This window comes from Arcobacter siniprincipis (SeqCode), assembly GCF_048571125.1.
GTDB classification, from domain to species: Bacteria; Campylobacterota; Campylobacteria; order Campylobacterales; family Arcobacteraceae; genus Arcobacter; species Arcobacter siniprincipis.
In genome coordinates this window covers 3,064,671-3,091,167 of sequence record NZ_CP182343.1, presented here as the reverse complement: position 1 = coordinate 3,091,167, position 26,497 = coordinate 3,064,671, and the positions used below count along the sequence as shown (strand labels likewise).

The following is a 26,497-nucleotide window of genomic DNA, read 5'->3' as shown; positions in this document are numbered from 1 at the left end:
ATAAATGTTACCTTTTTTTGATAGTTATATAATATCAAGTTTTTTTAGAATTTACATTAAACTTATTAATAATTATTTTTATAAATCTGTTGAACTATTATGTAAATGAATTATTTTTGCTTTAGGAAATCTATAAACAATACTTTTTTTGATATCTTTTATGTATGTATCATTAATTGCTGTAATTACAAAAATTTCTTTTTGATATGTAGAAATTTTTTCAAGATTTTGTATTATGTGATTTTGAAAAATTTCCCCTTGCTTATTTTTATCAATAATTGCAGAAATATCTTTATAAAATATTTCATGTAATTTAATTGCCAAATCATTAAAACCATATAAGATAAACTTCTTTTTAGAATCTTTTCTTAACTCTTTTTCTAATATTTTTGAATAATTCAATATAGTAGGGTTATAAATCTTCTGCAAAAACTTTTCATATATTTCAGGAAAATCACTTAAGTATTTTTTTACATGTCCCAAAAAGAAAGTTAAATTTTCCGGATGGCGTCTTCTGTAACTTGTATAAAGGTAATTTAGTTTAATAAATTGAAGTTTATGTAATAAAAAATTGAAGTTTTTATTCTTTACATTTTGTTCTAATAGTATATCTATCTTTTTTAATGCTTTAATTATACCTAGAGAATTTCTTTTATCCTCTTTTTTATTTTGTTGATAACAAAAAGAATTTGAATGTTGAATATAGTAATATCCATCAAAATCTAACCAAGTATATTTCTTTGCAAACATATAAACTTGAAATGCAAAAGACATATCTTCTGAATGTCTAAATGTATCAAAAAAAATATTATTTTTTAGTAGAAATTCTTTTTTATATAGTTTGGTAATAGGACCCATTGTTTGAAAATATTTATCTTCAAACTTTTCAAAATGATGATATACAATTTTATCGCTATTTTCCCAGATCTTTATATGGTTATATCCTATGTAATCTACATCTATTTTCACTGCTTTTAAATATAATTTTTCTAGAGTTTGTAGATTTAAGTAATCATCTCCGTCTATAAAAAAGACATATTCACCTTTTGCTGCTTTGATACCAATATTTTTACTTTTCCCTGGCCCTAAATTCTTCTCATTTTGTATAATTTTAATTCTAGAATCATATTTTTTAAATTTCTTGACTCTCTCAAGAGAATCATCATTCCCACAATCATCTATAATTAAAATTTCTATATCTTTAAAAGTTTGATTCATAACAGAGGTAAGAGATTTTTTTATATATGAAGATACATTATAAAGAGTCATAATTACAGATATAGTAGGATTTGTATTATTATGAGAAAATTTATTCATAAAACTCTGATCCTGCTATATTTTCTTTATCTAATTCAGCAAAAGAGCTAAATTGAATATTAAACCAATGTGTTTGAAATAGTTTCTGCATTAAATTTCCTTTTCCCAATTATAATATCAACATCTTTTAATTTTTTGCCTTCTATTGCCGTAATTAATTCAAAATCTAAATTATATTTTTTTAAAAGGTTAAGCATATATACTCTTCTTTCTATGTCTTTTTTTAAGTTTATTACAAATATTTCCATATTTATTCCATTACCGAAATTATTTTAGAGTTTAAGAATAAACTTTTTAATTTATTTGTTATTTTTATAGATTCATTTTTTGATAAAATTGTATTGATAAATAAAATATTTTCATTTTTATTTAGTTCATCTAAATTAAAATTTGAATCAATAATTTTATATATTTCATCTTTATCTTTAATTCTTTCATATAAAAGTTTTCCAATAGTTCCATATCCATAAATAATTATTTTAAAGCACTTGTTAATCCCTTTAATTTGATTATGTAAGTTTTTAACAATTTCCAAGTTTTTATACAGAGCTCTTAGTCTCTTTCTATCTTGTTCTAGTTCTGTATTAATATCAAATTGATCATTAATATGTATAATAGGTGGATATATACAAAATTGCTTAATTAAATTAGAATCTCCAGTGTACGAATCTATAGGAAGAGTTATCTCTTTATTATACTCAAGTAATTTCTTTGCTCCTTGATTACTTATCAAATAACCATGTGTTCCAGATAATAATTGAGAAGTCATAATATAGGCAAAATTTTTTGAATAAATCTTTTTATCAAAACTTATAGTGAAATTTTTGTGATCAGAACCAATGTAATATCCTAATAAAATACAATCCCAATCTTCTTTAAAATTATTAAAAGTGTTAATAAAAGTTACTAGTTTATCATCAAAAAAAGCATCATCTTCTAATATTAAAGCATAAGGTAAATTATCATCTATAATTCGTTTATAAATAATCATATGACTTAACGTACAACCAATTTCTCCCTTACTGAGTTCTCTGTTAATTTGACTGATTGATCCATTTTTATTTGTGATTGACTTGATATAACTCTCTTCCAAATTGAAACCATATATTGCACATATAAATTCATAGTTTAAGGCATGTTTCTCACATATGTTATTAATTACTTTTTTCTTTTCAATATCTTTTTCTAAATTAATTATAAAAGTTTTCATAAAATATCTTTTTTAATTTCATTTACTATAAAAGGGAAAAGTTGATATTTATTCAATACAAGATTTCTAGCTTCAATTAAAGAATCTAATCTTTTTTCATAATTATCATTTTCAATAATCTCTAATATTTGATTTATACATTCATTAGTATTTTCTGGATTAATTTGTATAAAAGAATCTTTTGGAAAATAGTTTCCTATATTTGTACATCCGTAATATATTGGAACTGTATATGATAAAAAACAATCAGAAATTTTTTCTGTCCAATAATGTGGACTGCTACTATTTTCAATGGCAATAGAATATTTATAAGAGGCTAAACCATTAAATTTATCTTTTATAGGGTTAATACCTTTACCGAAAATATCAATAGGTAGTTGTTGTTTTATAACTTCACTATGAAGTTCCATTCTTAGTTTATGTCCAGGTAAATAATTAAGGTTTGAAACTATCCAAGAAATTCTTTTTGTTTTTTTTATTGATTTAAGATTTATTAATTCATCAAATGTTTTATCAACATGCCATGGCAAGCAAGTTTGCGTTGGAATATATTTAGATTCATTATTGAAAATATGGTGAGTATATATCCTCTCAAAATTTTCGTGTCCAGTTTCAACCCATTTATTTATTCCATCTATACAAGGTTCTTGCATAAATGCCCATATCTTTTTTGAATTTTTCAATATTTCTTCACTATCTTTAGGAATAAAATTCAGTATTATTGCATAATCTGTTTCTAGATTTTTATCGTATGTAAATTGAATATTATTCCACATATTATGTGAGTTATTAGGTAGTTGTCTAAAAAGTTCAGGATTAGTCCAATTTTTAACAATTTTAACTGAAATATTTTTTAACATATCAAATATCTTTTAATTTTTCTGAACTTAAAATAAATATTACATCAATTTGATTTAATTCCTTGTTCTTACTAATTGCAGGGTTATATATATTAAATAATCTATATCCAAACGTGTCTAGATAGTCTGTAATTTGGGCTAATGATTTTTGATTAATATAAGTAGACGATAAGATTACTTCAGAATATATAAGTGAAATTTGATTATTAGATAACATTGATTCTGCACCTTTTAAAATTTCAAATTCATAACCTTGTGTGTCTAATTTTAGTACATCAATTTTTGAAATATTTTTTTCTTTACAATAGTAATCTATTGTTGTAACATCAACTTCAATTTTTTCAATAGTAGTACACCATTGTGCAGACCAATAATAAGATGCTTTTTCATGAGTTTCCAAAAAAGAATTTGTGGGGCTAGCCACATTATTATTTAAGAATTTTTTGCCTATATTACTCCCCAATGCTATTTGATTTGGAATAATATTTATATTTTTTTCTGATTTTTCTAATAACTTTGAAAAAGAATCTTTATATGGTTCAAAAGAATGTATTTCATGTTTTGGGAATAGTCTTGTATAAAGTTCAGAAATTTCCCCTATATGTGCACCAACATCAAATATAATTTTTTTATCTTTAAATCCTATTAATCTCTTTTGTTGAGAAAATGCATCATTAACATATTCACGATTTTCTAAATATAAATCTTTATTCACTTAAATCCTTTATTTTTTAGTACTTTCAATTTTATTTACCTTTTTTATAAATTAGAATAATTTTAAGTATATTTTATTAAGTAAACTAATTTGGAATTAAATTCTTTTATTAATTCAATATTTAATTCTTTAGATATTTTATCAATCATCTTTGTATATTCTGGAATTGACTTTTCAAAGTAATCATCAAAAACTAATATTCCATTTTTTATTAGTTTAGAATAAGCCAGTTTAAAGTCTAATGCTACAGCTTCAGCTGTATGAAGTCCATCTATAAAAATAAATGAAAAATTTAAAGTATTAGGTAATAGTTTCTTTTCGTATACTTCCTTTGTTGTATATTTTAAAATATTAACTTTATCTAAAATAAAATTTTTTTCTAAATTTGTACAAAATTCATCAAAAGAATTTTGAGGTTTTTTTTCTGAAATTGCAACAATGCCCCCAGTGTGAGGGTCTATAGACCATACCTTCTTGTTAGATGATAGTGCAATTAAAACAGTACTTCTTCCCCATGCAGAACCAATTTCTAATATATCTCCATTTAAATGTTCTATCTTTTGAATTAGATCAAAAATTAAATTTAATTTTTCTTTTGAGGTCCAACCTTTGCATTCTAATGCTTTTTCAATAAAATTGTTTTTACTCATATTTTTAATATCCTTTTATATAAAATTTAAAATGGTTTAATAATAATATTAATATTGGAATTTGTATGAGATAAAAGATTTTTTTCCATAGTTAATACATGAGAAAAACCTACAATTATAAAGTTGCTCTCTCCAAGTTTTAAGGCTTTTTCTGGAGTTAAAACTTTTCTTGAATGGAAAACAGATGATTCTTTAGCATTAGAATCTACAAAATAATTAATTCTTTTTTTTGAACTAATTAAAAATAAACGTGCTAAGAGAGATATTGTTAATTCTCCAATTCCATATATTGAAAAGCTTTCATATTCACTATTTTCTATTTTGAAAATTAAATTATCAATAATTTGTTCTTTTTTTTCTGTTGTTAAAACAACTTTACTTGAGTTCTTTTTAAAGTTTGGAGCAATAGTTTTAAAATACTGATTTGTTAATTTGTCAAATGTTAATTTAATTGATGTAGTAATATTTCCTTCTTTATCAAAAGGATTTTCAGTTGTAAGTAATTCTATTGAATATTCATTTTTTAGTAAATTTATATTTAGTTTGTTGGAAATATAAAAAATATTTTCACTTAATCTAAAGGCTTTTTTATAATTATTTGTTAGTAAAATATTGTCCAAAACTTCTTCATGTTCATTACCTGTACTTTCTACAACTATAATTTTTGGTTGATATTTTGCAAAGTTAAGCCCTTCAATTGCTTCAATTTCATATCCTTCTATGTCTATTGAGAGAATATCGATATCCTTTACACAATTTTCTTCAAATATGGTAGTTAATGTTCTTTTTTTAACAATTTGTTCCTTAAATCCCGTGAACCATTCTCCATAATGACTTTTAAAATGTTCTTCTTGAGATTTATCTAATGTTGATAAACTACCTCTTGAATTGGCATAAAAAGTTATATTATCTTCATCTTTTTCACCAACGGCATAATTTAAAACAGTACTATTTGACCTATTCTTTTGTAAAAAAGGAATATAATCTTGATGTGCTTCTATACAAATACCCTTCCATCCTTTTTTTTCAAATTTATATGTATTACTAAATCTTAAACCATCTATACAGCCTACTTCTACAAAAAAACCATTGGTTGTATTTTTTAATAATTCATTTAGAATAAAATCTTCGCCATTTTGACTATACCATTGTTCTACCATGAAGTCTTTTACTAGACTATTATTAATAAGTTCTATATCTTTAAAGTCTTTTTCTTCACCACGAATTGATTTCATGTTTTTAACATTTTGTAAAGTTAAGAATTTTACACTATCATAATAAAAATAATTATTTGGGTTAAATAACATTTCATCTAAATCTAAAGGATAATATTTCAATTCTTCATTATGACAATCTATTTCAAAATCTTCTAAGAGAGTTGATTTTTTCTTATTATTTGCAAGAAAATCTATATCTCTACAATCTCTTATTCCAAATACTGCTAGAACTGAACTACTATCAATACAAAATCCTTTTTGTTCATGATACTTTAATTTATTGTATTTATTTTTAAATGTTTCAAAAAGTTTTAGGAATTTTTGATTATTGTGGTGTATAGAAAAATTTAAAAAATTTACACTATTTTCGTTATATATTTGTTGAGCTAATCTTAAAGTTTCTTCATGTGTATCTGTAATATGTACAGAGTTATTTCCATATTCAAATAAAGCTCTAATTTGTTTTTTTATTATTAATGTGTCTTCATGTGAATTAACTTTTATTAGGTATGTTTGTAATAATTTATTTTCTTTATATTTCAAGTTTGCATTTTTTTTTGCACCATGATAGTTGTCATCTTGAGAACCAATCCATTTCTCATCTCTATAAGATTGAACAACTAAATTATGCATTCCATCTTCATTTAACTTAAGTTCTTTAGAGTAGGCTATTTCACCAATTGATTCAATAATTTTTTCTACTTTGAGGTCTTTGTCCCTTGCAATAGGAAACAAAAAAAGTAAATATAAATTTTCATCTAGTTCCACATAATTTAATGCTGCATAATCCATAATGTTTTCATCAGTACCAAGTTTTCTAAAGTACTTATAATCATAATTAGGTGAAGGGATATTTAAAACAACTATAGAAGGATTTTCTTGATTTAATATACAAGAAGTTGTTCTATGACTTCCATCAAGTATTATTCCTTCTTTTGTTACTGGAATTAGGGAAGATTTAGAATCAAATTTATTATCGATAAGTAAATTAAAATTATTTAGATAATCATCAAAGCAGTTTTTTGATCCGTCACCTTCAATGAAATTGTTCCAGGTACCTATGTGATGTTTATATATTTTTATTGCATATTTTAATGTTATATTATTTTTTTTATGCCAAGCATAAATATATTTTATAAGAATATCAAATCTTTTTGGAGAGAGAAGTTTTTTCGGATGGATTACTTCAACTTCATGAAAATCACTAAAATAATTTTTATATAACTTTATAAAGTGTGGAGTGAGATACTTATTTAAATCTTTTTTTAAAAGTTTCATATTTTTCCTTGTAATGATAATTCAAGTATAGTTTTACGAAGTTTAAAGAAATGAGAAATGAATTTAGGATAATTTAAAGCAAGTGTTATTGAATCTATACAATTTAATTGATAAAAATTGTAATCATCATCAAGATTTACATTTATTCCAAATTTATTAATTAGAGGTAAATAATATAGTTTAATATAATTATAATCAACTTCTAATGCTTCTTTTTCTGTAAACCCAAGATATTCTAAATTATCAAAAATGTGCGAAGCTTTCTTGAATTTCTTATTAGCTTGTGCATCTATAGTTAATTCTTTCATTAATTTATTAAAATAAACAATATATATGTTTTTTGCATGTAATGTCATAAAATATTTTAATTTGTGATCAAAAATAGATTTTTCATTAAGTAAAAATATATTTCTTTTGGCTAGATAATCTAAAAAGCCCTTTATATAAAGCTTTTAAGCACTTGTAATATTTTGCGTGACATTTTCTGTGTCATTTTCGCCTTTAAATACATCAAATTGACCATCAAACTTGGCAATTTCTGAGGGAATAAATTTGTTGTATCTATTGATTAAAGTTTGAATATTTGCATGACCTAACCATGCTGCTATTTGATTCAAACTAAACTGTTGAGACTCAATCATATTTGTTGCAAAAGTATGTCTTGTCTCGTACATTCTTCTTTCAGGGATTTTAATCCGTCTTAATAAAGGTCTCCATTCATAAATGGTTAGATTAGATGATGAATAATGTCTCCCATTCTTTGTGCAAAAAACATTTTTATTCAATCCTGTTCTCTTTTGTTGTTCTCTTAGATAAGGCTCTAAAATATCAAATAAAGGAACATATCTAGTTGATGTACCTGTTTTTGTTGTTTGTTCTTTGTAGTTTCCTACTGTTGCATTAATATAGATTCTCTTATTTTTAAAATCTATATTTTGCCATTTTAGAGCAAGTAGCTCACCTGTTCTAATTCCTGTATAAAAAGCAACTGCTAAATAAGCCTTGAAAAAACCATTTGCATTATCAAGAATAGCTTTTACTTCTTCTTTGGTAAATGGTAAAATCTCTTTTTTCTTTGCCTTTGGTAAACTAATTTTATCAACAGGATTAGAATTAATCTCATCATCAATAAAGGCTTCATTAAAAATGCCTTTACAAATAACTAAATGGTCCTTCATCCCTTGAACTTTTATATCTTTAGTAAAGATAGCTTCTTTTATTTCAGATGCTTTAATCTCTTTTATGTCACGATCAGCAAAAAAACTATTCCAAAATCCAATATACCTTGAATACTCTTTTAATGAGTTAGGCTTCAAATCTCTTTTAGATTTCAAAAACAAATCGCTATAATACTTGAATAACTTTTTATTTACTTTTTCAAGTATGATTTCACCTGTTTTGATTTTATGCATCATTACAGGTATGATTTCTTCTTGTACTAATTTAAGATTCTTTTGGCTTTTTTCATACTTAGTTTTTTTTCTATATCTTTTGTTATTATGAGAGAAACTTATCCAAACAAATTGGCTGTCTTTCCGTAGGTATGCTTTTGCCATTGCTGTTTTCTCCTTTCACTAAGAAGTCAACCGCACTTTCATCAAATATTAGTTTACCACCATTTGGTTTAAAATAGTGCTCGCCTTGTTTTAAGTGTTTGATTTTTTTATATAATGTATTAACTGAATAGTGTGTTTTTTGGCTTAATTGTTTAATGTCATAATAGCTCATAGTTTTATTCCTCCAATAACTCTTTATTTTCGTAGATGTTGCCTATTACTTCAAAATTATCTCCACTAGGTATTAATTTGCCAACTCCACTAAATTTATTTCTTATAAATGTTGCATACCATATATATCCATTTTCTTCATCTTGTCCAACAATTCCATGTTTTCCTTGGATATTATCTGTCCATGAATCATCAACATATCCTTTATAATAAATAACAATATCACCTTTATAAATCTCAATATCATTTTTAACTTTTAGTCCTGTAAACTGACAAACAGCAACCAACTCAAAACTACATGGTATATTATTTGTAAAGGCTTTTAATTGCCCGTTTTCAATCTCTTTAAGAGTTAGTATTGTGTTTTTAAACTCTTTGCCATTACTGAATATGTATTTGAATTTTATTGGTGTCATTGTTTTTCCTCGTTATATTGTTCTATAAACACTTCCCCTAATGGTGTTAATTGTTTATTGGTACTACTTTTGCCATCAATAAGAAATCCACCTTTAGTCATTATGTAATATGCAGTATGACCACTCCAATATCCATTAAGTTGGTCGTTAAGATTTTTATGTAATTGCTTTTTCATAGTATCTATACTTTTAAGTGTACTTTCTCCACTCCAATTTTCCTCAAACATTTTTCTTATTATTTTTTCAATTAATAAATTCATCTTCCTCTCCCTTTCAATTTAAGTTCTCTTAGTCTTTCTCTTCTTTTTGCTGCATACTCTCTTTTACTTGCTCTTATTCGCTCTTTTTTGCAGTCTTTACACTCTGTGTCTCTTTTGCCATTTATATAAGTATAATTGCTCTTATGGAGTGTATTGCCACATTTACCAGTACATATATAAAACTCTTTGTTATTTTGCTGTTCTTTTATATGTAACTGCTGTTTTATACTTTTATTTGAAAGTATATTTTCTCTAAAAACATCAAAAGCAAGAGGTCTATAACTTGAACTTTTGTGTTCTTCATATCTTTTTTTGATGTAGTTTTCTAAATCTGTTGATAGGTTTAGGCTCATGCTACTTTCTCCTTAAACTTATACATCTAGGCTCTTTGCCTTCTTCTTTAATCCATTGCTTAACTTTTTTACCTTCATAAGTCCGTCTTAGTATTGAACACTTAGAATACTTTGAACATTTTAAGCAATTAATATCTTCAAAATACAAGCCCTCACTTCCATTACTTGGAAAGTATGGCTTTGAGTTTTGAGGTACTTCTGGGATATTTCTTTTTTGTTTGGGATTTTCTCCAAATAAGTTCATATCTTCTCCTTAAATAAAGTCAAATAAGCTAGTTGGACTAACTACCTCTTGCTTTTGATACAATGCTCTTAATATATGTCTCATAACTGTTACATTGATTGCATTTCCTGATATTTTGTATGCTTGTGTATCTGATACTATTAATATAATATCTTCATCTTTTAACCCTTGAAGTCTAAATGTTTCAAATGGTGTTAATCTTCTAATCATAAAGTTATAGATAACTCCAATATTCCCACTACACTCTAAAGTCTGTGCATAACCTTTTCCTACTCTTCCTCTTCTTATAGTTGAAGTAGGTCTTGATAAGTTTATGCAGTCATAGTCTTTTGCAGTTTCATATCCTGATTTTGTATTTGAGTTGATAAAGTAGCCTTGTGCATATCCATGAGTGCCACTTGTTAATGTATTTGATACACCATCTACACTCACTACGCTACTCGCTTGTGTATTTTGATTTATATATCCTACTTTTATATAATCATCAGTTGATCGATTACCGGATACAGTATTTAAACATGCAGCAACTTTGTCTCCACTTGTGGGATTAAAACCAAATCCATTACCTCTTTCCTGGTGTCTCTCTTTATGTGCAATAAACCCATCAATCATTTTTTGAGATAAAAAGTATTTCTCCGGTACCCACTTTTGAAGAACATCTTTAAGTCTTAATTCAAGTGGTATTTTTTCAGGTGTTTTGTATCTATGGTAAGCATTTACATCAAGAAAACCAATTATAAAAATCCTATCTCTATTTTGTGGATCTCCATAATCTTTTGCATTCATTCTTGATAAATGAATATAATAACCTTGTTTTCTAAAAGTGTCACATACAAGTTTATAATCTGCTCCACCATTTGAGGATAAAAGCCCGACTACATTTTCAAAGATGAAAACTTTTGGTTTCATTTCTTCTTGAACTCTTGCACCATGAAAGAAGTGTGATGATTTACTTCCTGTAAGACCTTCACGATTTCCACTAAGTGATAAATCTTGGCAAGGACTACCCCAAACAAATAAATCAATAAAGAATAAATACTTTTTTGCACATAGTTCTTTGATGTCATTATAAAATGTTTTAGGCTTACCATGAAACTTAAGATACTGTTGCCTTGCATATTTATCCCACTCACAAGCAAAGATTATCTCATGCTTTGTATTCTCATATTTAAGAGCAAATTCAACAGCAGCAAGTCCACCACTAAAAGCAGTTGCAACTCTTAGTGGTAGATTTGGTTTCTCATTTATACTCATAGTTTGTTCCTTGATTGTTTTATAAAGTTGGGTTTCGCCATGGCGAATGGGAAGGGAAGCGAAAGAGGTACTTGTATTTTCTAAAATTTAGAGTAAAAATATGAACTGCTTAAGCTAGTTTTCAATTAAGACACCTATCATTTTTTAAAATTTAACAAATCCCCTACCCCCAAATTGTTTCGGAGTTTTGTAAAATTTAATTTACACCTTACCTTCAATTTTCACTAAGTGAATTTAGAATGTAGTAAATATTTTGAAAGGAGCTATCATGTAAAGATATGGATTAAAATAAACAAAATGTGTTTTTTAATAATTTTGAGAATTTCATTTTTGTTATAATCATTTGGTTTTAAAAATATGAAATATGGGCCTTCAAAACTATGGCATAATAAAAGATTTGCTTTTAAAAAGTTGCCTTAAAAAAATGAAATTTGTTCAAATTTAGATGTGGTAATAAAATTTACCTTTTTCTAAAAACTTATTTATAGTCATAATCCTCTCCTTATATAATCTAAACAAAGCCTTGATACTCAAAACTCAATTTAAACTACATTTGATATAATCTTCAAGCACTTTTTAGTGTAAATTACAGATTTAAAGTTAAGAATATGAAGAGTTTATGGCTCTTCATAATTCTTTCTATTTCACTATTATTTTTTCTTTTTCGTAGCCATTAATAAGTGTCCTATCGCTCTATCTATTTGCACTCTTCTTTTACCTTTAACCTCTTCTCTACATTCAAATAGACTTTGAATACTTTTTTTTAAAGCTTTTTCTACTGACTTTTTCATACTTTTTCCTTTTATATTTTTTACTTAATTCTTTAATATTTTTCTGCATCCGTTAGAGTGATATTCGATTTTTCAATAAAATCATCAACCTTCCCATATCCTTCTATGAAATCAGTTTCTCCTCTTATCAAGTACCAACCAATATTTGCCTCGTGTTTTTCTTCTCTAGTTTCAAACCTATCGAAATCCAAATCATTAGAAACTTCATGGAAATGCTCTTCATATGCATCCATTAACTCTTCACTTAAGAACCCTTCTTTTATTTGAAACTCAATGTTTACTTCTATTTTTAAATCCACTTTTTTACACATCTTATTTCCCATCCTTTTCAATATCAAAATAACCAAGTACATTCAACAACTTAGTATATGTTTTGGTGTTTTCTTTTGTAACTTTAATTAGCTCTTTAGTTTGCTTATATTCTTTTTCAAACTGTGATACTTCCATTGCTACTTTTACGACAAGTAAGATAACAAGTATGCTAAAGAGCATATTGAAAAAATCTTTTTGTCTATTTAGTCTTTTTACTCTTCTACCTACTGCATCATCTATTGTTATTTCTATTTTTTCCATTTACAGTTTTTCCCCTTTTTTTTAATAATCATCTCTAAATATATAACCACAGTCTTTACACTCTTCTTCATAGATGGTAACTCCACCACAAAGAAAGTTATAAGAACTGCACTTTGGGCATTTTGATTTTTCTTTTATTCTAATATCAACATTAAAAAGTGTATTATCAGGTTGATTTTTTACATTTTCAATCTTTAGTAATAAAAGATTTAATAGCTTTTGCTTATCCATTCACTCTCCTTATATATAAATCTTTTAATGTTCCTAATCTGACTCCATTTGGTATTAATAATGGATTTTGTTTTTCTAAATCTTCCTCTTCATTTGTTCTCTTTAGTTCCTGCAGCTTATATGGTTTTGTGATCGGTTTACTTTTTATTATGATTGCTTTGCACATGGTTTATCCTTTCTTTAAATACATTTTGTATTTTTTATTTTCGATTCCAGTTATTGCAGTTCTAATCATTTTAAGAAGACTAAATTTATTTACTATCTCTTTAATATGTGTACCTATAAAACTGTAATCCTCTTCATAATCTTTTGAATAGATTTTTACTTTCTCATGTGTTTCTGTTCTACCATTTGCAAACAAATCAAGTTCTAAACCATTATTACAAGTGATAATAAATTTGTACTCATTAAATTCTCTTCTATCTTCATGCTCTTTATCTAAAATAGTGAACTCAAATTTTGCTGTTTTTACTTCATCAATATACTTTTCATTATCAAGATATATTAAAAGCTCTTTGAAATGTTTAACATCTAAGACCTTATCCCAAATCGACATTGAGTTTAAGTACAATTCATACAATCTATCATCATCTTTATATTTATCATAGAAATATAATTTATCGGATTTAATATCTTTCATATCAAATAAAATATCAGTTACATAATTTTCCCATGCTCCGAATTTTTTATCTCTAATAATTTTAAAATCTTTATCCCTTTCAAAAGTTACAACTTCATCATTTAAAAACTCTTCTAGTTCTTCTGATGTGTCTAATTCTTTTCCTAGCTTTTTGCCCTCTATTGTATCTTCATAAATTTCATCATTTAAAAACTGTTGTCTTATTGTTTCTGCTCTGTTTTTAATTAATTGATAAGTCTTTTCCAAATTATCTAATTTTCTTAAATCTTCATTGTAATTCTTTCTTAGCATAATTTAATCCTTTCATTTTTATAACTGGTTTAAATTCTAATTCTCTTGTTTTTCTTTTTCTAATTAATACCTACTTATCAGGGCATAAGATTTTATTTTTTTTACTCATATTTATCCTTTATTTTTTTGGTCCCGACATTCATGTCGCTACCAAGTTTTATTCCATATAAAAACCACCACAGTATTAAAAAAAATCGAAATCATCCTTTGTATTTGTAGTTTTGTGGTGGCTTATATATAGAATAGAGTCTTTTTTTTAAATAAGTTCTTCTATAAATATGTATAAATATTTATAAATAGTATTACTTTTTGTAATTTTTCTGTGTAAATACTTCACAAAATGAATGATTTTATAAAGTTACCCAGTGTGTTATAACAAATGTATTGACAGTGCACACAAAATTCTATATAATCCGTGTACATCAGAAGTTATTTCTTAGAGATTATTATTTAATATTTTCGTGGAATTAACTTGTTGTTCATGTTAGTTCATTTTTAAACTCCTAGGAATGTAAGAAGTGAAGATCTTACAGATACAGAGGTATTTAATCATTTAGAACACACAAAAAAGCGACTAAAGGGCCATTCGAAAGAATGGCTTTTTTTTTGCCTTGTTATTATTGAGTATTGGAAACACCTAGCTCCATTCCGAACCTAGAAGTTAAGCAATACATCGCCGATAATACTGCTTTTTTCAAGAGTGGGAATGTAGGTCGTTGCAAGGTTCAGTCGCTCAGCTTGTGTGCCTTTATAAGGCTGAATTAGTTTTTTAAAGGAAAATAACTAATGATTAATTTACCAACATTTTTAGGGAATAGAAATATTGCCCTAATTTTAATCTGTATAATTATAGCGTGGTGTTCGTATATCGGATTACCATTAATTTTAGGTACTTGTCTTACTCGCTATGTAGGAAAAGTAACAAACAAATCACTAGCTAGTGCTTTGATTAAAACAGTTATAGACTTTCTTCACAATTATTTATAACTGTCCCGACTTCGGTCGGGTTTTATATCCACTATTGAATTATCTAATATATAAATAACTCAAATATAAATAGCTCCAGCACTTTTCTTTTCTTTATGTATTACACATAAGAGAACCTTTGATATAATTATTTTGCTACAAACTTATATATAAAGGCTCACTTATGGATAATCCTTTGGCTAAATTAAATATTGATTACTGGTACCATGCAGTAACAGTATTATCAGGAGTTATACTTTTTTTCTCTCTCTTTATTGAAATTCAAGAAACAAGTAATAGCTTAGTACAACTTGTTTCATTAGGTTGTTTTTTAATTGGTCTTGGCGAATGGATAAATCATCCACTACAAACCAAACTCCACACACCAAATGAATTCATGCCAACAGGTGGCATTACATCAGGTCATCCTAGAAATAACAGATTTTTAGGTATTTGCTTTGTCATGATTGGAATTCTTCTTCTTTTTATAGGGTTTATTAGTTGATGTTTCTTCTTCTTTTTCATATACAATTGTTCCATCATTTTTGTGTCCATTACTAATTGCTATCATAAAAGCAATACCAAACATTGCTATACCAAATGCAGCAATTCCATCTCCTATGGTCATAATTTCTCCTTTATATTTATATAATTGAACTATAAAATCTATAACTCAAATATATAAATATTCCAACTCTTTTTTTTCTTGGTGAGCTGTACATAACCTCAATAAACAAAATCACTCTTTAACCTCTTTGGGCGAATGATACCTCCTAGATGATGTTTATCTTCATCTTATAGTTGGGGATTTTTAACATTGGATTGTTTTAAGAACTTCACTTTAAATATTAGTGATAATGAAATAATACAATTTGTATTCTTTGAGTAAACTTAAATTAATACAATATGTATTAATAAATATTTTTTATGATATAATTTAAAAAATATTTAATAAAGGTAAAGTAATGAGAGAACAAGATAAAATAATAATTAAAGATATTGATGCTAAAATAGATATATTAAAAAAGCATATGTTAAAAGGTGATTTTAAAATAAATAAAGAGAGCAAAGTTATAATAAATATGATTAAAATCAAAATAAATGAATTAGATGCCATAACAAGATTGGTAAAAACAGATGAATAAAACAGTTGAAATTATAAGAAATCTTTGTAAATATGAAAATAAAGATGAATCACTCCATGAAGTGTTTAAAAAAATTTTTGAAGAAAAGAACCAAATAGAACTTTTGAAGAAAAGAGCTCTTATAATAGAAGAGTGTGAGAGAGTCTTAAGAGTGATTGGGGCAGATGAAGATAGTTTAAAAGATATATATGAAGTGCTTTCTTTTCCAAATTTAAATTTGAGATTAAGAGATGTAAAACCTATCTTAGCTACTAAAGATGCAAATCACGCATCAACTGTATTTGCATTTTTTGAAAATATTGAAAGACCACATGATGTTGAAGACATAGTTAAATTTTCTGATGAACTTAGAGATGAAGCTGAAAACGATACCGAAGTCACTGATGAACAAAGAGTTATCATATTTGGGATTTGTGATGCAGTGGATGCAGCAAAAAAAGAGCACTCAATAACTGGAAATAATGCAATTAAAAAACTTTATGAGATACTTCTTGGGAAAATCTATCTGTACAAAATTGAACTTTCAAGTATAAAGAGTAAAGAGATACAGTATAAGTTAGAAAAGGTTTATAAAAAAGTAGAAGAGCTTAATAAAGTGATGGGTTTTTTACTAAGTATTAAGAATAATGTAAGTGAGTTTATTGGATTCTTTTCTTGATATTTAGTTACTTGTCCACCACCAAACAATCAAAATAATCCAAAGTATAGCACTTATCATAAATCTATATTTTAAGTGATGGAAGTTCAAGTATATAATCCTTTTCAACCTATATATTATTAAAATTCTCGGTATGAACCAATAACTTTTGCCATAGAAAGTTCTATAATATCATCACAATGTATATTAATAACTTCATAATCACTATTTAAGGGAATTAGCGAAATAATAGTTTCATTTTCATTTATTTTATATTTTTTAACACCGCTATCTTCATCTAATTTATAATGTACAATATCTCCACTATTTATATGTACTTTAGATTCTGATAAACAATATAAAATATCACCATTCGCTATTTTAGGAAGCATACTATCACCTTCTACTTTTACTGCATACATTCCTTCTTTATAAATATTGTCAGGAACATTAATAGGCTCATATCCATTTAAATCATAAATTGCAGGTTCGCCACAGTGAGCAAGACCAATTAATGGAATCTTTTTATTCATAGTTAACTTTTCTTCTCCCCAAAATAAATCATCATATGAAATTTTTAAAACTTCAACAAGTTTTCTTATTGATTCTTCTTTTGGAAATCTAGTACCATTTGCCCAGTGAATAACAGTACCTTTTGTTACTCCTAATAGTTCACCTAAGTTTTCCCCAGTAATATTTTTATGATTCATAATTCTTCTCAAATTATATGCAAATTGAAAATCTTCTAATTTTTTTTTCAAAATAATTCCTTCTTATAAAGTACAAATTGTATCAATTTTAAAAATACATTATGTATTAATTTAAACTTTCTTTAAAGATACATATCGTATCATTCTTAATGGAAAAAAATAAATTAAAAGAAATTTTGCAAATTTTTTACAAAACTTCAACTGTTAATGCAATTGTTAGGGGTGAAAGAAAACCTTCTTATGAGATTATCTTAACTCTTAATAATGATTTTAATATCCCATTTGATTCATGGAAAGATATTAAATCATATATTAATGAAACTATAACAGATGAAGAAAAAGAAAGTAAATATCCAAGCAAGGAAAAGGTGTCATGAAAGAATATAAATTTAAAAAAGATTCTAAGGATTCTAGGTTTTTATCACTATTTAGAAAATCTTTTAATAAAGATAGATTAAATAATAGTTTTACAGTAGCAGAAGCTGCTCATGAGTTAGGCATGAGTGAATCAACTTATGAAGCTAAATTGAAACCCTCGAACAACGAGAATGATATAACAGTAAGCGAATGGAATCAACACTTAGAGCTATGTGGAGATTTTTCTACTTTGGAGTATTTTGCAGGAAAACATGGCTTTGAACTTAAAAAGCTAGATGTACTAAAACATAGTAAAAATACAAATGAAATAAATATTCAAGTAGATGTTGCAATGATAGAGTTTGGTGAAGCTTTCAAAGAGTCAAAAGAATCTCTTATGGATGAAAAAGTAACTATGAAAGAAAAAATCAAAAGTATAACAGAAATAGACGAAGCAATAAAAGCACTTCAACAGCTGAAACAAGACTTTGAAAACAAAGAAACAGAGGAGGAATAGTCATGTGGTATAGAACTTGTCATGGTAGGGTTTGGATTCCTTGTGAAGAAACAAAAGAGTTAAAGAAACTAACTCAACTTATAACTAAAATGAGAACGAAGATGATACAGGCTTTAACAATTCCAAAAGAGGTGATGCAGTGTAAATAATTAGTATCTAAAAACTATTTAATCATACCGTTGATTTTTAATCAAGTCCTTCTTGTGTTGATACTAACACAGGAGGATAAAGCAGTTTATAAAAAAAGCTAAAAAAAAGAAGAAATTTTTAAGAGGGAAATATGAAGTATAAAATCCAAGTTAGCCAAGACCAAGCCATACAATTAGGTATAAAGAATATAAATCAAGCACATATATTTGACTTATTGACTACATCTGCTGTTTGGGCAAAAGCTGTAGCAATAGACAATGAAATATATTATTGGGTAGCAAGACAAACTATATGTAGTGAATTGCCTCTTTTAAATTTAAAACCTGATACAACTTATCGACACTTAAAAAGTCTTGAAACTTTAGGACTTATTGATTATGTTAAAAGTGGAAAAAGAGACTGTATCAAGATAACTGAATTGGGAAAAAAATATCACTCAAGCAATACAAATGATAAACTCGGAAATAAATCCGAAAAAATTGAAGAAGATAATAACAACGATATAACTAAAAATAGTAAAAATGACTATTATAACGATAGTAATAATCTAAATATAGACAAAAACACTATGTCGGAAATAAATCCGAATAATGAAAATGACACTATGTCGGAAATAAATCCGAATAAACTCGGAAATAAATCCGAAAATAACTCGGAAATAAATCCGACATATCCTACTACTATACATTATCCCTCTACTATATTATCACACTATGAAATTAAGCCTAAAGACATAATCACTTTTTATTATAAAAATATCTCACAACTACAAGAAAAAATAAAAGAAATAAAATCGATAAATGCAATGGCATTACTTCCACCTGAAGATAATCTTCAAATGCTTTTAATCGGATTAGAAAACTATTCTAAAGTTTTACCAGTTGATGAAAAATATATTAAATCACTTTTAAATTTTATTCAAGATAGAGCTTATAGAGATTATCAAGTAGCTAAAGAATTGAAACCAACACAAGGTAATAATAAAACCAATGACATGATTAAAAGTTATTTTAATAATCATAACCAATCTGATAAAGATATAGAAGAAGCGAGGATAATATCATGAGTATAAGACCAGATGATTTCGTAATATATATAGCAGAGTTGTTGAATATAAAAACAGAAAGCCAATTTACAATTGCAGATATGATTGAGGATATTAAGACAATACCTGTCGATGATTTACCAAAGTTTAAAGACTTTATTAAAAATAATTTTAGAATGGAAAAGTACAATTTTATGAATGGTGTTCAAAAGTTTAATAGTTTGAAACAAGACTTTGATTATTACACAAGACCTAGATTATCTGATAGTTCTAAAAAGAAAGTAGAAAATTATTCAGAATATTTATTTAAAAAAACATGTTGGTTGATGGATAGAATAGCTTGGCAGATTGAGGCAGAAGGTAAAGATATTAGAGATTTCTGTATGGAAAAAACAAAGGCAGGTGATAAATTATATTTTTCTGAATCTGATTTAAAATATCTTTTTAAGATTGGAGATAAGGTTGTAATATTTAATTTAGTTAAGAGAAATAAACCAAAGTTTGAAAGTGAGTTATTGAAAGTGATAACAGTACAAACTCTTATCAAGTATGATCCACGAAATCAAATAGAAAATAAAACACAAGACCAAAAAATCTTAGAACAAATCAAAGCGAGAAGTGCATGAATAATTTACCAAAAGACTTATTAGACTATGCAGGAGAGATAACTGCAAAGTATCCTGAGGTATCAAAGAAGATTGTATTGGAGATATTAGAAAATGCTCCACAAAAGATAGATAAGAAAGCATATGAGTTAGCTTTTGTTGTTCAACAAAAATTAGGATTAAGTTGTGGATATTTTTCTAAAGCACATAATAGAAACATAGATATTAAAGCTGATATTATCAAAGAAGGAACTTTTCTTTTTGTCAAATTGGATTGTGATATTAAAAAGTTATTAGATGAAAACTATATCTGCTGCAAGATAACACAAGAAGAAGCTGATAGTTTTATTCATACTGTTTGGTTGACTAAAAATACATTGTTAGGATTTTATAAATGAGTAAAAGAATATGTCCTATACATGGATTATTTGAACAAGAAGCAAATTATAAAGGCTGTCCACAATGTAGAAAAACTAGTGCAAAAGTTTATGATAAAACTCAAAGAAATCAAGACTCAAATAAATTTTATCATAGTAAAGTATGGAAGAATAAAAGAGAACAAGTATTAAATAATAGTCCATTTTGTGTTAGTTGTAAAAGACCTGCTGAAATGGTTGATCATATAATTGCAATAAAAGATGGTGGAAGTAAACTAGATGATGATAACTTACAACCGATGTGTAATAGTTGCCATAATATTAAAGAAAATCAAGAGGGAAATAGATGGAACAAGTAAGAGGGGGGTGGTCTTTTTTCTACAGTAAGAACTGTCTGAACACCGAGCATCCTCACAACTTTTTACACAAACCATTCTCGAGGGGTAGGGTATAAATGGAAAACTTAGACAAAATCAAAGATAGAGTTGAAAAAACAAAAGACTCTTATCGTGCCATAGCTAAAGATTATAACACTAGTCACACTCAAATCGCAAATTTTGTCAAAAAATATAATTGGGATACATCACATCGAAATTCCAAAAAAGTTTCCAATTTACAAGAAAAAAAGCATGAAAAAATACTTGGTAAAACTGCCTTAAGAAAAATGGATGAAATAAAAAATGAACTAGGGAATCAGTACTCACCGACAGATGAACCTATGATAATAATGGTTGCTAAGAGTTATGAAGAATATCTTTATCTTGCAGAACAAGTTCAAATAGAAGGATATACTTTACGAAGTCTTAAGACAGGTGGAACATATCTAAATCCAACATTTAATGCATATCAAGCTGTACAAAAAAATCTTATAACAGTATCAAATCAACTTGGGCTTTCAATATCAGCTAGAAAAAAACTTGGACTCAAATTTGACAGACCAGGACAAGAACAAAAAAGTATCTTTGATGTAGTTGCTGAATTAAATATGGATGATGAGGATCTAAATGATATTTGATGGTGAAGAGTTAAAACCATATTATGAAAAAACTTTTGAACGACATCAAAAGGACCTTTTAGCTGTTGAAAATGGAGAAAAACCACATCTTAGATTTAATAAGAAATTAGGAATAGCTTATATCAAAATCATAGAGCAGCTAAATCATTATAAAGGTGAATTCGCAGGACAAAATATAAAACTTGAAGCATGGCAAAAGAAAGCTATTGTGATTGCTTTTGGTTGGGAAAGATTAAATGACAAAAACAGATGGGTAAGAAGATTTAATACAGTCTTTTTCTTTATACCTAGGAAAAATGGTAAAACCCTTCTTGCCTCAGCTATTACAATAGCAGATAGTATAATAAGATTTGAAATAGGTGGGGAAGTTATTATATTTGCTACAAAAAACAAACAAGCAAAACTTGCATGGACGGGTGTAGAAAAAATGGTAAATGCTCATAAGGATTTAAAAGAGGATTGCATGACTTCTTATGGTGTTATTACTATGAAAAAAACTGATACTACATTTTCAACTCTTGGAAGAGATAGCGATACAGAAGATGGAAGTAATCCAACAATAGGTGTAGCAGATGAATATCATGCCCATCCTGATAATAGTTTGTTTGAAGTTGTAGAAAGTGGTCAGGGTTCAAGAATACAACCACTTATGTTATCAATTACTACAGGTGGATTTAAACTTATGAGCCCTGCTTTCAATATGTATGAATATGGGAAAAAGATATTAGATGGTGCAATTGAAGATGATACCTTTTTTGCTTTTATTGCAGAACCTGATAAAGATGATGATCCATTTGAAGAAAAGACTTGGATAAAAGCAAATCCAAACTATGGAGTATCTGTATCAAAGGATTATATGCAAAGACAAGCAAAGAGAGCATACGAAAGACCAGAGACAAAAAACAACTTCTTAGTAAAGAATCTAAATATATGGACCAATGCAGCAGAATCTTATATTCCTATCCATGAATGGAAAGAGTGCGAGGGTAAACTAGCAGATGAAACAAATATCAAAAAAGTACAAGGGTTTGATTTATCTGTTACAGATGATTTTACAGCAAAAGCTAAAATCTATAAGATAGATGATATTTACTATTTAAAGATGAATTACTATATACCAAAAGATAATGTACTTGAAAGAGAGCGAACTCTTAAAGTGCCACTTTTATCATGGGTAAATCAAGGATATATAACAGCAACACCTGGTAGTACTATTGACTATGATTATATTTATAATGATATTGAAGAAGATATCCCTGATACCAATGCAGTTGTATATGATGCATACAAAGCAAAACATCTAGTAAAGCGTATAGTTGATAATGGTTTTGAAGATTGCATCCCATTAAGACAAGGATATATCTCTTTAACTTCTCCTACTAAGTTTTTATTGGATCTTGTTAAGAGTAAAAAGCTTATACATAATGGAGACCCTGTTACTACTTGGATGATTTCAAATCTTACTATTTTATTTGATGCTGCAGGAAATATCAAACCTGATAAAACAGACCCAAATAGAAAAATAGACGGACCAGCTGCTATTATAAATGCACTTTCTTATTATGAAGCCACAGAAGAAAACAAAGAATCAGTTTATGAAACTAGGGGATTACGGTCTCTTTAGACAAATTTACAAATTCTTTTCCAAAACTTTCCAATGTCCATCGGGATGGACGGCAATTTTGTATGATTCTCTCATGGAAAAAATAAAACTATCAATCGCATTACTTTTTTTGTTTGTTCTCCTTTCAATAGTATTTAGTATTGGAACATTTTTTATTTATGCTAAAGCATGTACTTATGTGTTAGGTATATCATTAATTGTTTCAGTTTTATTGGTAGTTTTATTTTTGACTTTTGCTAATAAAGCAGAGGTTACAGAATGAAGAAATTCTTAAACTCATTTTTAGGAGCTGAAAATGTAAATATTAGTACAAGTGATACATCAGGGATTAGAAGTTTATTTGGTCGTTCAAGTAGAATCTCTCCTGCAACAGCACAAAGACTTGTAAATGTTTTTGGCTGTGTAAATATAAAAGCAAATGCCTTAGCAGTTATACCTATAAAAGTTTATAGAAGAACAGAAACAGGAAAAGTAGAAGCTAGAAAAAATCCTTTATATAAAATCCTAAGATATAAACCAAATCCTAACTTAACAGCTTTTGAGTGGAAAAAGATGTTAAGTCAAGATTTAGACCTAAGAGGAAATCACTACTGCCAAATCATATTTAATAGAGATGCAAGTGTAAAAGCACTTTATCCTTTAAAAGCTGACTTGATGAAAGTAACATGGGGACCAAATAGAACTAAAATCTATACCTATGATAATAAAAAAGTTCCTGATTATCAGATATTACATCTTATGGATGTACCTGATTCAGAAGGACTTATTGGTCTTACAAGAGTTGAAATAGCAAGAGAAACTTTAGAATATGCAGATAACACAAGTAAACATGGAAATAGAGTATTTAAAAATGGTGTATCTATTAGTGGTATTTTTACTAAAGAGACTGGAACTCTTACTGAACCTGCATTTAAAAGATTAAAAGATGATTTAGAAGATAAATTTGAAGGTGTAGGAAACGCAGGTAAAACTATGCTTTTAGAAGAGGGTTTAAAATTTACACCAGTTGAGATGAAAAATACAGATGCCCAATGGATTGAATCAAAAAAATTAAATAGAGAAGAGATAGGAGTACTTTTTGGTGTACCTGTTGATATGTTAAATGATTCTACAAATACAGCATATGGAAATCTTGAAGAAAAATCACAAAGACTCTATACGGGTACATTATTACCAATCATTATTTTATGTGAAGAGAGATTTAGATTAAACTTTTTACTTACAGAAAAACAAGAAGATGAAATATCAATCAAATTTAAATATAACGCACTTATGAGAGCAGATACAAAAACAAGAGGTGAGTTTTATAAAACTATGCATGGAATAGCAGGTTATAGCTCAAATGAGATAAGAGGTTTTGAGGATGAAAACGGATATGAAGGTGGCGATGAGTACTTCATGCAAACATCATATAACACAGTTAAAAATATTATAAAAAAAGGTCAGAATAATGAATGAATTATTACTTAATGATGAAATTGGTGATTGGGGAATATCTGCACAAAGATTTATTTCTCTATTAGCAGGGATGGATGGAGATGTAACAGTTAAGATTTCTTGTCCTGGTGGGGATATTTTTCAAGGAATAGAAATATATAACGCTCTTAAATCATACGATAGAGGTCAAATCCATGTAGTTATTACAAGTTTAGCTGCATCAATGGCTTCATATATTGCACTTGCAGGAGATACTATTTCAGTATATGACAATGCAACATATATGATCCATAACGGTTGGTCTTTTTGCGTAGGAGATCATAGAGCTATGAGACATACTGCTGATATTTTAGAAGGTTTATCTTCTATTCTAGCTAAAAAGTATATTTCTAAAACAGGTAAGAAAAAAGAAGAGATTCAAAAACTTATGGATGATGAATCGTACTTTTATGGTGATGAAATCTTAAAAAATGGTTTTTGTGACAGTATTATATCAACAGAAACAGATACTACAAAGCAGGAGGCTATTTCATTAAGTAAAGAGCAGTTTAAAGGGTGTAGTAAACATATGTCGGAAAATTTTAATAAAGATGAGTTCGTGCAAATGGCTGCAAAACTCACTAAAGATGGATTCCTTGCACAAGTGCAAGATGATGTTGAAGTTTTGGGGAATCAGGTGGCAGATACTGCTGAACACGAAAATAGATTAAGAGAAATAGAAATCATAAAAAAAGGAATGAACCTATGAGTTTAATTAAGTTAATAGCTGCGAGAGCAGAAAAATTTGAAGCAATGGAATCGTTGGTAAAAAACAACCCAACTATGGATGAGACTGTAAAGGCTCAATATAACCAAACAAAACAAGAGTTTGATGCATTATCAAGAGATATTGATATTTCAAAAGCAAAAGGGGATATGGATTCTTTTAAAGAAGAGGGTGTTTTACCTGCTGCCACTGCAAGAGCTATTGCAACTCCTGAGTATAAAAAAGGTTTCAACGCATATATTACTGGTGCTGAATTAGGTGATTTTAGAGCAACAATGACTGTTGGAGTTGATGCCGATGGTGGTTATATTGTTCCTGAAACATATCAAAAAACTGTCCTTCAAAAGTTAATTACATTTTCAAGAACAAGAAGTATTTCAACAGTATATGCAACTGAATCAACAAAAAATATTCCAGTTGAAGGTGATGCTCCTGCATTTACATGGATTGATGAGGGAAATGACTATGGTGTAACTGACTCAAAATTTGGAAATAAACAAATTGGAGCATGGAAACTAGGTGGTATTATTAAAGTATCAGAAGAGTTACTTCAAGACAATATGATTGATTTTGATGCATATATGTCTGGACAAATTGCAATTGGGATTGATAAAGCAGAAGCACCTGCTTTTTGTAGTGGTGATGGTACAAAAAAACCATATGGTTATTCAACTGGTCTTGTTGCAACAACTGAAACAACAACTGCAGCAGTTAATGCAATCACAGAAGATGAAATCTCATCTATTTTTTATGCACTTGGTGAAGCATATAGACAAAGAGCAACTTGGAGATTTAATAGTAAAACTCTTAAAAAGATTAGAGCTATTGAAAACGGAAATGGTCAAAAAGTTTTCAAAGATGAAATTAAAAATGGAACTTTAGAAGGTAGACCATATATTATTGATGAAAATATGCCTGATATGGGTGCATCTGCTAAATTCTTAGTATTTGGAGATTTTACATTTTATCACATTGCTGATAGAGGTGATATGTCTATTCAAAGATTAAATGAAAAATATGCAGACCAAGGTATGGTAGGGTTTAAAGTTAGAGTTAGAGTTGATGCAAAAAGAATGATAGATGAAGCATTTGTTGTAGGACAAAACGCTGCAGCGTAAG

General features: G+C 27.5%; 37 protein-coding genes and 1 rRNA gene. 15 read left to right on the top strand and 23 right to left on the bottom strand.

Features of this window, described 5'->3' with window-relative positions:
• Nucleotides 1-78: 78 nt before the first annotated feature.
• The 21 genes from ACNI3D_RS15780 to ACNI3D_RS15680 all read right to left on the bottom strand — a co-directional run bounded on the left by ACNI3D_RS15780 (nucleotide 79) and on the right by ACNI3D_RS15680 (nucleotide 14,027).
• The gene (locus ACNI3D_RS15780; RefSeq protein WP_419767646.1) at nucleotides 79-1,317 is read right to left on the bottom strand and encodes a glycosyltransferase family 2 protein; all 1,239 of its coding nucleotides are present in this window, start codon (nucleotides 1,315-1,317) and stop codon (nucleotides 79-81) included.
• A gap of 59 nt (nucleotides 1,318-1,376) precedes the next feature.
• Nucleotides 1,377-1,565, bottom strand: coding sequence for a glycosyltransferase family 25 protein (locus ACNI3D_RS15775; protein WP_419767645.1), 189 nt, complete (start codon nucleotides 1,563-1,565; stop codon nucleotides 1,377-1,379).
• A gap of 2 nt (nucleotides 1,566-1,567) precedes the next feature.
• Nucleotides 1,568-2,527: a glycosyltransferase family 25 protein gene (locus tag ACNI3D_RS15770; protein WP_419767644.1), complete on the bottom strand. Its 960-nt coding sequence runs from the start codon at nucleotides 2,525-2,527 to the stop codon at nucleotides 1,568-1,570.
• Nucleotides 2,524-3,387 (bottom strand): glycosyltransferase family 10 domain-containing protein, encoded by an 864-nt coding sequence (locus ACNI3D_RS15765; protein ID WP_419767643.1) that lies wholly within the window; start codon nucleotides 3,385-3,387, stop codon nucleotides 2,524-2,526. Before ACNI3D_RS15765 ends, ACNI3D_RS15770 begins: the two co-directional genes overlap by 4 nt.
• A 1-nt stretch (nucleotide 3,388) precedes the next feature.
• On the bottom strand, nucleotides 3,389-4,102 hold the full coding sequence (locus ACNI3D_RS15760) for an FkbM family methyltransferase (RefSeq protein ID WP_419767642.1): 714 nt from the start codon (nucleotides 4,100-4,102) through the stop codon (nucleotides 3,389-3,391).
• A 62-nt stretch (nucleotides 4,103-4,164) separates the two neighbouring features.
• Nucleotides 4,165-4,752, bottom strand: coding sequence for a class I SAM-dependent methyltransferase (locus ACNI3D_RS15755; RefSeq protein ID WP_419767641.1), 588 nt, complete (start codon nucleotides 4,750-4,752; stop codon nucleotides 4,165-4,167).
• 26 nt (nucleotides 4,753-4,778) lie between these two features.
• On the bottom strand, nucleotides 4,779-7,247 hold the full coding sequence (locus ACNI3D_RS15750) for an FkbM family methyltransferase (protein ID WP_419767640.1): 2,469 nt from the start codon (nucleotides 7,245-7,247) through the stop codon (nucleotides 4,779-4,781).
• Nucleotides 7,244-7,555 (bottom strand): hypothetical protein, encoded by a 312-nt coding sequence (locus tag ACNI3D_RS15745; protein ID WP_419767639.1) that lies wholly within the window; start codon nucleotides 7,553-7,555, stop codon nucleotides 7,244-7,246. Before ACNI3D_RS15745 ends, ACNI3D_RS15750 begins: the two co-directional genes overlap by 4 nt.
• 144 nt (nucleotides 7,556-7,699) lie before the next feature.
• Entirely contained in the window at nucleotides 7,700-8,803 is a 1,104-nt protein-coding gene (locus ACNI3D_RS15740) for a tyrosine-type recombinase/integrase (RefSeq protein WP_419767276.1), read from the bottom strand.
• Complete coding sequence (locus tag ACNI3D_RS15735) at nucleotides 8,745-8,975, bottom strand: hypothetical protein (RefSeq protein ID WP_419767275.1); 231 nt, start codon at nucleotides 8,973-8,975, stop codon at nucleotides 8,745-8,747. Before ACNI3D_RS15735 ends, ACNI3D_RS15740 begins: the two co-directional genes overlap by 59 nt.
• 4 nt (nucleotides 8,976-8,979) lie before the next feature.
• Nucleotides 8,980-9,390: a YopX family protein gene (locus ACNI3D_RS15730; protein ID WP_419767274.1), complete on the bottom strand. Its 411-nt coding sequence runs from the start codon at nucleotides 9,388-9,390 to the stop codon at nucleotides 8,980-8,982.
• A complete protein-coding gene (locus tag ACNI3D_RS15725) occupies nucleotides 9,387-9,650 on the bottom strand; it encodes a hypothetical protein (protein WP_419767273.1) in 264 nt (87 codons plus the stop codon). Before ACNI3D_RS15725 ends, ACNI3D_RS15730 begins: the two co-directional genes overlap by 4 nt.
• Nucleotides 9,647-10,003, bottom strand: a complete 357-nt coding sequence (locus ACNI3D_RS15720; RefSeq protein ID WP_419767272.1) for a hypothetical protein — start codon at nucleotides 10,001-10,003, stop codon at nucleotides 9,647-9,649. The genes ACNI3D_RS15725 and ACNI3D_RS15720 overlap by 4 nt, the downstream gene beginning before the upstream one ends.
• Nucleotide 10,004: 1 nt before the next feature.
• Complete coding sequence (locus tag ACNI3D_RS15715) at nucleotides 10,005-10,247, bottom strand: hypothetical protein (RefSeq protein WP_419767271.1); 243 nt, start codon at nucleotides 10,245-10,247, stop codon at nucleotides 10,005-10,007.
• Between the two features lie 9 nt (nucleotides 10,248-10,256).
• Nucleotides 10,257-11,501 (bottom strand): DNA (cytosine-5-)-methyltransferase, encoded by a 1,245-nt coding sequence (gene dcm / locus ACNI3D_RS15710; RefSeq protein ID WP_419767270.1) that lies wholly within the window; start codon nucleotides 11,499-11,501, stop codon nucleotides 10,257-10,259.
• Nucleotides 11,502-12,151: 650 nt separating this feature from the next.
• Nucleotides 12,152-12,292 (bottom strand): hypothetical protein, encoded by a 141-nt coding sequence (locus ACNI3D_RS15705; RefSeq protein ID WP_419767269.1) that lies wholly within the window; start codon nucleotides 12,290-12,292, stop codon nucleotides 12,152-12,154.
• A 32-nt stretch (nucleotides 12,293-12,324) separates the two neighbouring features.
• Nucleotides 12,325-12,603 carry a hypothetical protein gene (locus ACNI3D_RS15700; protein WP_419767268.1) on the bottom strand — a complete coding sequence of 93 codons (279 nt, stop codon included), beginning with the start codon at nucleotides 12,601-12,603 and terminating at the stop codon, nucleotides 12,325-12,327.
• A 1-nt stretch (nucleotide 12,604) separates the two neighbouring features.
• Entirely contained in the window at nucleotides 12,605-12,865 is a 261-nt protein-coding gene (locus ACNI3D_RS15695) for a hypothetical protein (protein WP_419767267.1), read from the bottom strand.
• 21 nt (nucleotides 12,866-12,886) lie between these two features.
• Nucleotides 12,887-13,096 (bottom strand): hypothetical protein, encoded by a 210-nt coding sequence (locus ACNI3D_RS15690; protein WP_419767266.1) that lies wholly within the window; start codon nucleotides 13,094-13,096, stop codon nucleotides 12,887-12,889.
• Nucleotides 13,089-13,262, bottom strand: a complete 174-nt coding sequence (locus tag ACNI3D_RS15685; protein WP_419767265.1) for a hypothetical protein — start codon at nucleotides 13,260-13,262, stop codon at nucleotides 13,089-13,091. Before ACNI3D_RS15685 ends, ACNI3D_RS15690 begins: the two co-directional genes overlap by 8 nt.
• A gap of 3 nt (nucleotides 13,263-13,265) precedes the next feature.
• Nucleotides 13,266-14,027, bottom strand: coding sequence for a hypothetical protein (locus tag ACNI3D_RS15680; protein ID WP_419767264.1), 762 nt, complete (start codon nucleotides 14,025-14,027; stop codon nucleotides 13,266-13,268).
• A 609-nt stretch (nucleotides 14,028-14,636) separates the two neighbouring features.
• Between ACNI3D_RS15680 and rrf the strand changes: the two genes are divergently transcribed.
• Nucleotides 14,637-14,752, top strand: a 5S ribosomal RNA gene (gene rrf, locus ACNI3D_RS15675).
• A gap of 686 nt (nucleotides 14,753-15,438) precedes the next feature.
• Here the strand turns inward: rrf and ACNI3D_RS15670 are convergent.
• A complete protein-coding gene (locus ACNI3D_RS15670) occupies nucleotides 15,439-15,621 on the bottom strand; it encodes a hypothetical protein (RefSeq protein ID WP_419767263.1) in 183 nt (60 codons plus the stop codon).
• Nucleotides 15,622-15,958: 337 nt separating this feature from the next.
• Between ACNI3D_RS15670 and ACNI3D_RS15665 the strand changes: the two genes are divergently transcribed.
• Both ACNI3D_RS15665 and ACNI3D_RS15660 read left to right on the top strand, forming a co-directional pair.
• The gene (locus ACNI3D_RS15665) at nucleotides 15,959-16,138 is read left to right on the top strand and encodes a hypothetical protein (RefSeq protein WP_419767262.1); all 180 of its coding nucleotides are present in this window, start codon (nucleotides 15,959-15,961) and stop codon (nucleotides 16,136-16,138) included.
• Nucleotides 16,131-16,796: a hypothetical protein gene (locus ACNI3D_RS15660; protein WP_419767261.1), complete on the top strand. Its 666-nt coding sequence runs from the start codon at nucleotides 16,131-16,133 to the stop codon at nucleotides 16,794-16,796. Before ACNI3D_RS15665 ends, ACNI3D_RS15660 begins: the two co-directional genes overlap by 8 nt.
• 119 nt (nucleotides 16,797-16,915) lie before the next feature.
• On the opposite strand, the gene ACNI3D_RS15655 is transcribed toward ACNI3D_RS15660, so the two are convergent.
• Nucleotides 16,916-17,536, bottom strand: a complete 621-nt coding sequence (locus ACNI3D_RS15655; protein WP_419767260.1) for a S24 family peptidase — start codon at nucleotides 17,534-17,536, stop codon at nucleotides 16,916-16,918.
• Between the two features lie 98 nt (nucleotides 17,537-17,634).
• On the opposite strand from ACNI3D_RS15655, the gene ACNI3D_RS15650 reads away from it, so the two are divergent.
• The 12 genes from ACNI3D_RS15650 (at nucleotide 17,635) to ACNI3D_RS15595 (ending at nucleotide 26,496) form a co-directional block, all read left to right on the top strand.
• The gene (locus tag ACNI3D_RS15650; protein WP_419767259.1) at nucleotides 17,635-17,862 is read left to right on the top strand and encodes a hypothetical protein; all 228 of its coding nucleotides are present in this window, start codon (nucleotides 17,635-17,637) and stop codon (nucleotides 17,860-17,862) included.
• Nucleotides 17,859-18,359, top strand: coding sequence for a phage regulatory CII family protein (locus tag ACNI3D_RS15645; RefSeq protein ID WP_419767258.1), 501 nt, complete (start codon nucleotides 17,859-17,861; stop codon nucleotides 18,357-18,359). The genes ACNI3D_RS15650 and ACNI3D_RS15645 overlap by 4 nt, the downstream gene beginning before the upstream one ends.
• Before the next feature lie 2 nt (nucleotides 18,360-18,361).
• Nucleotides 18,362-18,508, top strand: a complete 147-nt coding sequence (locus tag ACNI3D_RS15640; RefSeq protein WP_419767257.1) for a hypothetical protein — start codon at nucleotides 18,362-18,364, stop codon at nucleotides 18,506-18,508.
• Between the two features lie 131 nt (nucleotides 18,509-18,639).
• Entirely contained in the window at nucleotides 18,640-19,575 is a 936-nt protein-coding gene (locus tag ACNI3D_RS15635; RefSeq protein ID WP_419767256.1) for a hypothetical protein, read from the top strand.
• A complete protein-coding gene (locus tag ACNI3D_RS15630; RefSeq protein WP_419767255.1) occupies nucleotides 19,572-20,180 on the top strand; it encodes a hypothetical protein in 609 nt (202 codons plus the stop codon). The genes ACNI3D_RS15635 and ACNI3D_RS15630 overlap by 4 nt, the downstream gene beginning before the upstream one ends.
• Nucleotides 20,177-20,557 (top strand): hypothetical protein, encoded by a 381-nt coding sequence (locus ACNI3D_RS15625; RefSeq protein WP_419767254.1) that lies wholly within the window; start codon nucleotides 20,177-20,179, stop codon nucleotides 20,555-20,557. Before ACNI3D_RS15630 ends, ACNI3D_RS15625 begins: the two co-directional genes overlap by 4 nt.
• The gene (locus ACNI3D_RS15620; protein WP_419767253.1) at nucleotides 20,554-20,895 is read left to right on the top strand and encodes an HNH endonuclease; all 342 of its coding nucleotides are present in this window, start codon (nucleotides 20,554-20,556) and stop codon (nucleotides 20,893-20,895) included. The genes ACNI3D_RS15625 and ACNI3D_RS15620 overlap by 4 nt, the downstream gene beginning before the upstream one ends.
• Before the next feature lie 95 nt (nucleotides 20,896-20,990).
• A complete protein-coding gene (locus ACNI3D_RS15615; protein WP_419767252.1) occupies nucleotides 20,991-21,551 on the top strand; it encodes a P27 family phage terminase small subunit in 561 nt (186 codons plus the stop codon).
• The gene (locus ACNI3D_RS15610; protein WP_419767251.1) at nucleotides 21,541-23,175 is read left to right on the top strand and encodes a terminase large subunit; all 1,635 of its coding nucleotides are present in this window, start codon (nucleotides 21,541-21,543) and stop codon (nucleotides 23,173-23,175) included. Before ACNI3D_RS15615 ends, ACNI3D_RS15610 begins: the two co-directional genes overlap by 11 nt.
• Nucleotides 23,176-23,433: 258 nt before the next feature.
• The gene (locus tag ACNI3D_RS15605; RefSeq protein WP_419767250.1) at nucleotides 23,434-24,633 is read left to right on the top strand and encodes a phage portal protein; all 1,200 of its coding nucleotides are present in this window, start codon (nucleotides 23,434-23,436) and stop codon (nucleotides 24,631-24,633) included.
• Entirely contained in the window at nucleotides 24,626-25,360 is a 735-nt protein-coding gene (locus tag ACNI3D_RS15600) for a head maturation protease, ClpP-related (RefSeq protein WP_419767249.1), read from the top strand. Before ACNI3D_RS15605 ends, ACNI3D_RS15600 begins: the two co-directional genes overlap by 8 nt.
• Nucleotides 25,357-26,496, top strand: coding sequence for a phage major capsid protein (locus ACNI3D_RS15595; protein ID WP_419767248.1), 1,140 nt, complete (start codon nucleotides 25,357-25,359; stop codon nucleotides 26,494-26,496). The genes ACNI3D_RS15600 and ACNI3D_RS15595 overlap by 4 nt, the downstream gene beginning before the upstream one ends.
• The last annotated feature ends 1 nt before the right edge of the window (nucleotide 26,497 follow it).

Bases quoted from the DNA above. Each gene is read 5' to 3' on its own strand.
- ACNI3D_RS15780 (WP_419767646.1), bottom strand. From the start codon at position 1,317: ATGAATAAATTTTCTCATAATAATACAAATCCTACTATATCTGTAATT.
- ACNI3D_RS15775 (WP_419767645.1), bottom strand. From the start codon at position 1,565: ATGGAAATATTTGTAATAAACTTAAAAAAAGACATAGAAAGAAGAGTA.
- ACNI3D_RS15770 (WP_419767644.1), bottom strand. From the start codon at position 2,527: ATGAAAACTTTTATAATTAATTTAGAAAAAGATATTGAAAAGAAAAAA.
- ACNI3D_RS15765 (WP_419767643.1), bottom strand. From the start codon at position 3,387: ATGTTAAAAAATATTTCAGTTAAAATTGTTAAAAATTGGACTAATCCT.
- ACNI3D_RS15755 (WP_419767641.1), bottom strand. From the start codon at position 4,752: ATGAGTAAAAACAATTTTATTGAAAAAGCATTAGAATGCAAAGGTTGG.
- ACNI3D_RS15750 (WP_419767640.1), bottom strand. From the start codon at position 7,247: ATGAAACTTTTAAAAAAAGATTTAAATAAGTATCTCACTCCACACTTT.
- ACNI3D_RS15745 (WP_419767639.1), bottom strand. From the start codon at position 7,555: ATGAAAGAATTAACTATAGATGCACAAGCTAATAAGAAATTCAAGAAA.
- ACNI3D_RS15740 (WP_419767276.1), bottom strand. From the start codon at position 8,803: ATGGCAAAAGCATACCTACGGAAAGACAGCCAATTTGTTTGGATAAGT.
- ACNI3D_RS15735 (WP_419767275.1), bottom strand. From the start codon at position 8,975: ATGAGCTATTATGACATTAAACAATTAAGCCAAAAAACACACTATTCA.
- ACNI3D_RS15730 (WP_419767274.1), bottom strand. From the start codon at position 9,390: ATGACACCAATAAAATTCAAATACATATTCAGTAATGGCAAAGAGTTT.
- ACNI3D_RS15725 (WP_419767273.1), bottom strand. From the start codon at position 9,650: ATGAATTTATTAATTGAAAAAATAATAAGAAAAATGTTTGAGGAAAAT.
- ACNI3D_RS15720 (WP_419767272.1), bottom strand. From the start codon at position 10,003: ATGAGCCTAAACCTATCAACAGATTTAGAAAACTACATCAAAAAAAGA.
- ACNI3D_RS15715 (WP_419767271.1), bottom strand. From the start codon at position 10,247: ATGAACTTATTTGGAGAAAATCCCAAACAAAAAAGAAATATCCCAGAA.
- dcm (WP_419767270.1), bottom strand. From the start codon at position 11,501: ATGAGTATAAATGAGAAACCAAATCTACCACTAAGAGTTGCAACTGCT.
- ACNI3D_RS15705 (WP_419767269.1), bottom strand. From the start codon at position 12,292: ATGAAAAAGTCAGTAGAAAAAGCTTTAAAAAAAAGTATTCAAAGTCTA.
- ACNI3D_RS15700 (WP_419767268.1), bottom strand. From the start codon at position 12,603: ATGTGTAAAAAAGTGGATTTAAAAATAGAAGTAAACATTGAGTTTCAA.
- ACNI3D_RS15695 (WP_419767267.1), bottom strand. From the start codon at position 12,865: ATGGAAAAAATAGAAATAACAATAGATGATGCAGTAGGTAGAAGAGTA.
- ACNI3D_RS15690 (WP_419767266.1), bottom strand. From the start codon at position 13,096: ATGGATAAGCAAAAGCTATTAAATCTTTTATTACTAAAGATTGAAAAT.
- ACNI3D_RS15685 (WP_419767265.1), bottom strand. From the start codon at position 13,262: ATGTGCAAAGCAATCATAATAAAAAGTAAACCGATCACAAAACCATAT.
- ACNI3D_RS15680 (WP_419767264.1), bottom strand. From the start codon at position 14,027: ATGCTAAGAAAGAATTACAATGAAGATTTAAGAAAATTAGATAATTTG.
- ACNI3D_RS15670 (WP_419767263.1), bottom strand. From the start codon at position 15,621: ATGACCATAGGAGATGGAATTGCTGCATTTGGTATAGCAATGTTTGGT.
- ACNI3D_RS15665 (WP_419767262.1), top strand. From the start codon at position 15,959: ATGAGAGAACAAGATAAAATAATAATTAAAGATATTGATGCTAAAATA.
- ACNI3D_RS15660 (WP_419767261.1), top strand. From the start codon at position 16,131: ATGAATAAAACAGTTGAAATTATAAGAAATCTTTGTAAATATGAAAAT.
- ACNI3D_RS15650 (WP_419767259.1), top strand. From the start codon at position 17,635: ATGGAAAAAAATAAATTAAAAGAAATTTTGCAAATTTTTTACAAAACT.
- ACNI3D_RS15645 (WP_419767258.1), top strand. From the start codon at position 17,859: ATGAAAGAATATAAATTTAAAAAAGATTCTAAGGATTCTAGGTTTTTA.
- ACNI3D_RS15640 (WP_419767257.1), top strand. From the start codon at position 18,362: ATGTGGTATAGAACTTGTCATGGTAGGGTTTGGATTCCTTGTGAAGAA.
- ACNI3D_RS15635 (WP_419767256.1), top strand. From the start codon at position 18,640: ATGAAGTATAAAATCCAAGTTAGCCAAGACCAAGCCATACAATTAGGT.
- ACNI3D_RS15630 (WP_419767255.1), top strand. From the start codon at position 19,572: ATGAGTATAAGACCAGATGATTTCGTAATATATATAGCAGAGTTGTTG.
- ACNI3D_RS15625 (WP_419767254.1), top strand. From the start codon at position 20,177: ATGAATAATTTACCAAAAGACTTATTAGACTATGCAGGAGAGATAACT.
- ACNI3D_RS15620 (WP_419767253.1), top strand. From the start codon at position 20,554: ATGAGTAAAAGAATATGTCCTATACATGGATTATTTGAACAAGAAGCA.
- ACNI3D_RS15615 (WP_419767252.1), top strand. From the start codon at position 20,991: ATGGAAAACTTAGACAAAATCAAAGATAGAGTTGAAAAAACAAAAGAC.
- ACNI3D_RS15610 (WP_419767251.1), top strand. From the start codon at position 21,541: ATGATATTTGATGGTGAAGAGTTAAAACCATATTATGAAAAAACTTTT.
- ACNI3D_RS15605 (WP_419767250.1), top strand. From the start codon at position 23,434: ATGAAGAAATTCTTAAACTCATTTTTAGGAGCTGAAAATGTAAATATT.
- ACNI3D_RS15600 (WP_419767249.1), top strand. From the start codon at position 24,626: ATGAATGAATTATTACTTAATGATGAAATTGGTGATTGGGGAATATCT.
- ACNI3D_RS15595 (WP_419767248.1), top strand. From the start codon at position 25,357: ATGAGTTTAATTAAGTTAATAGCTGCGAGAGCAGAAAAATTTGAAGCA.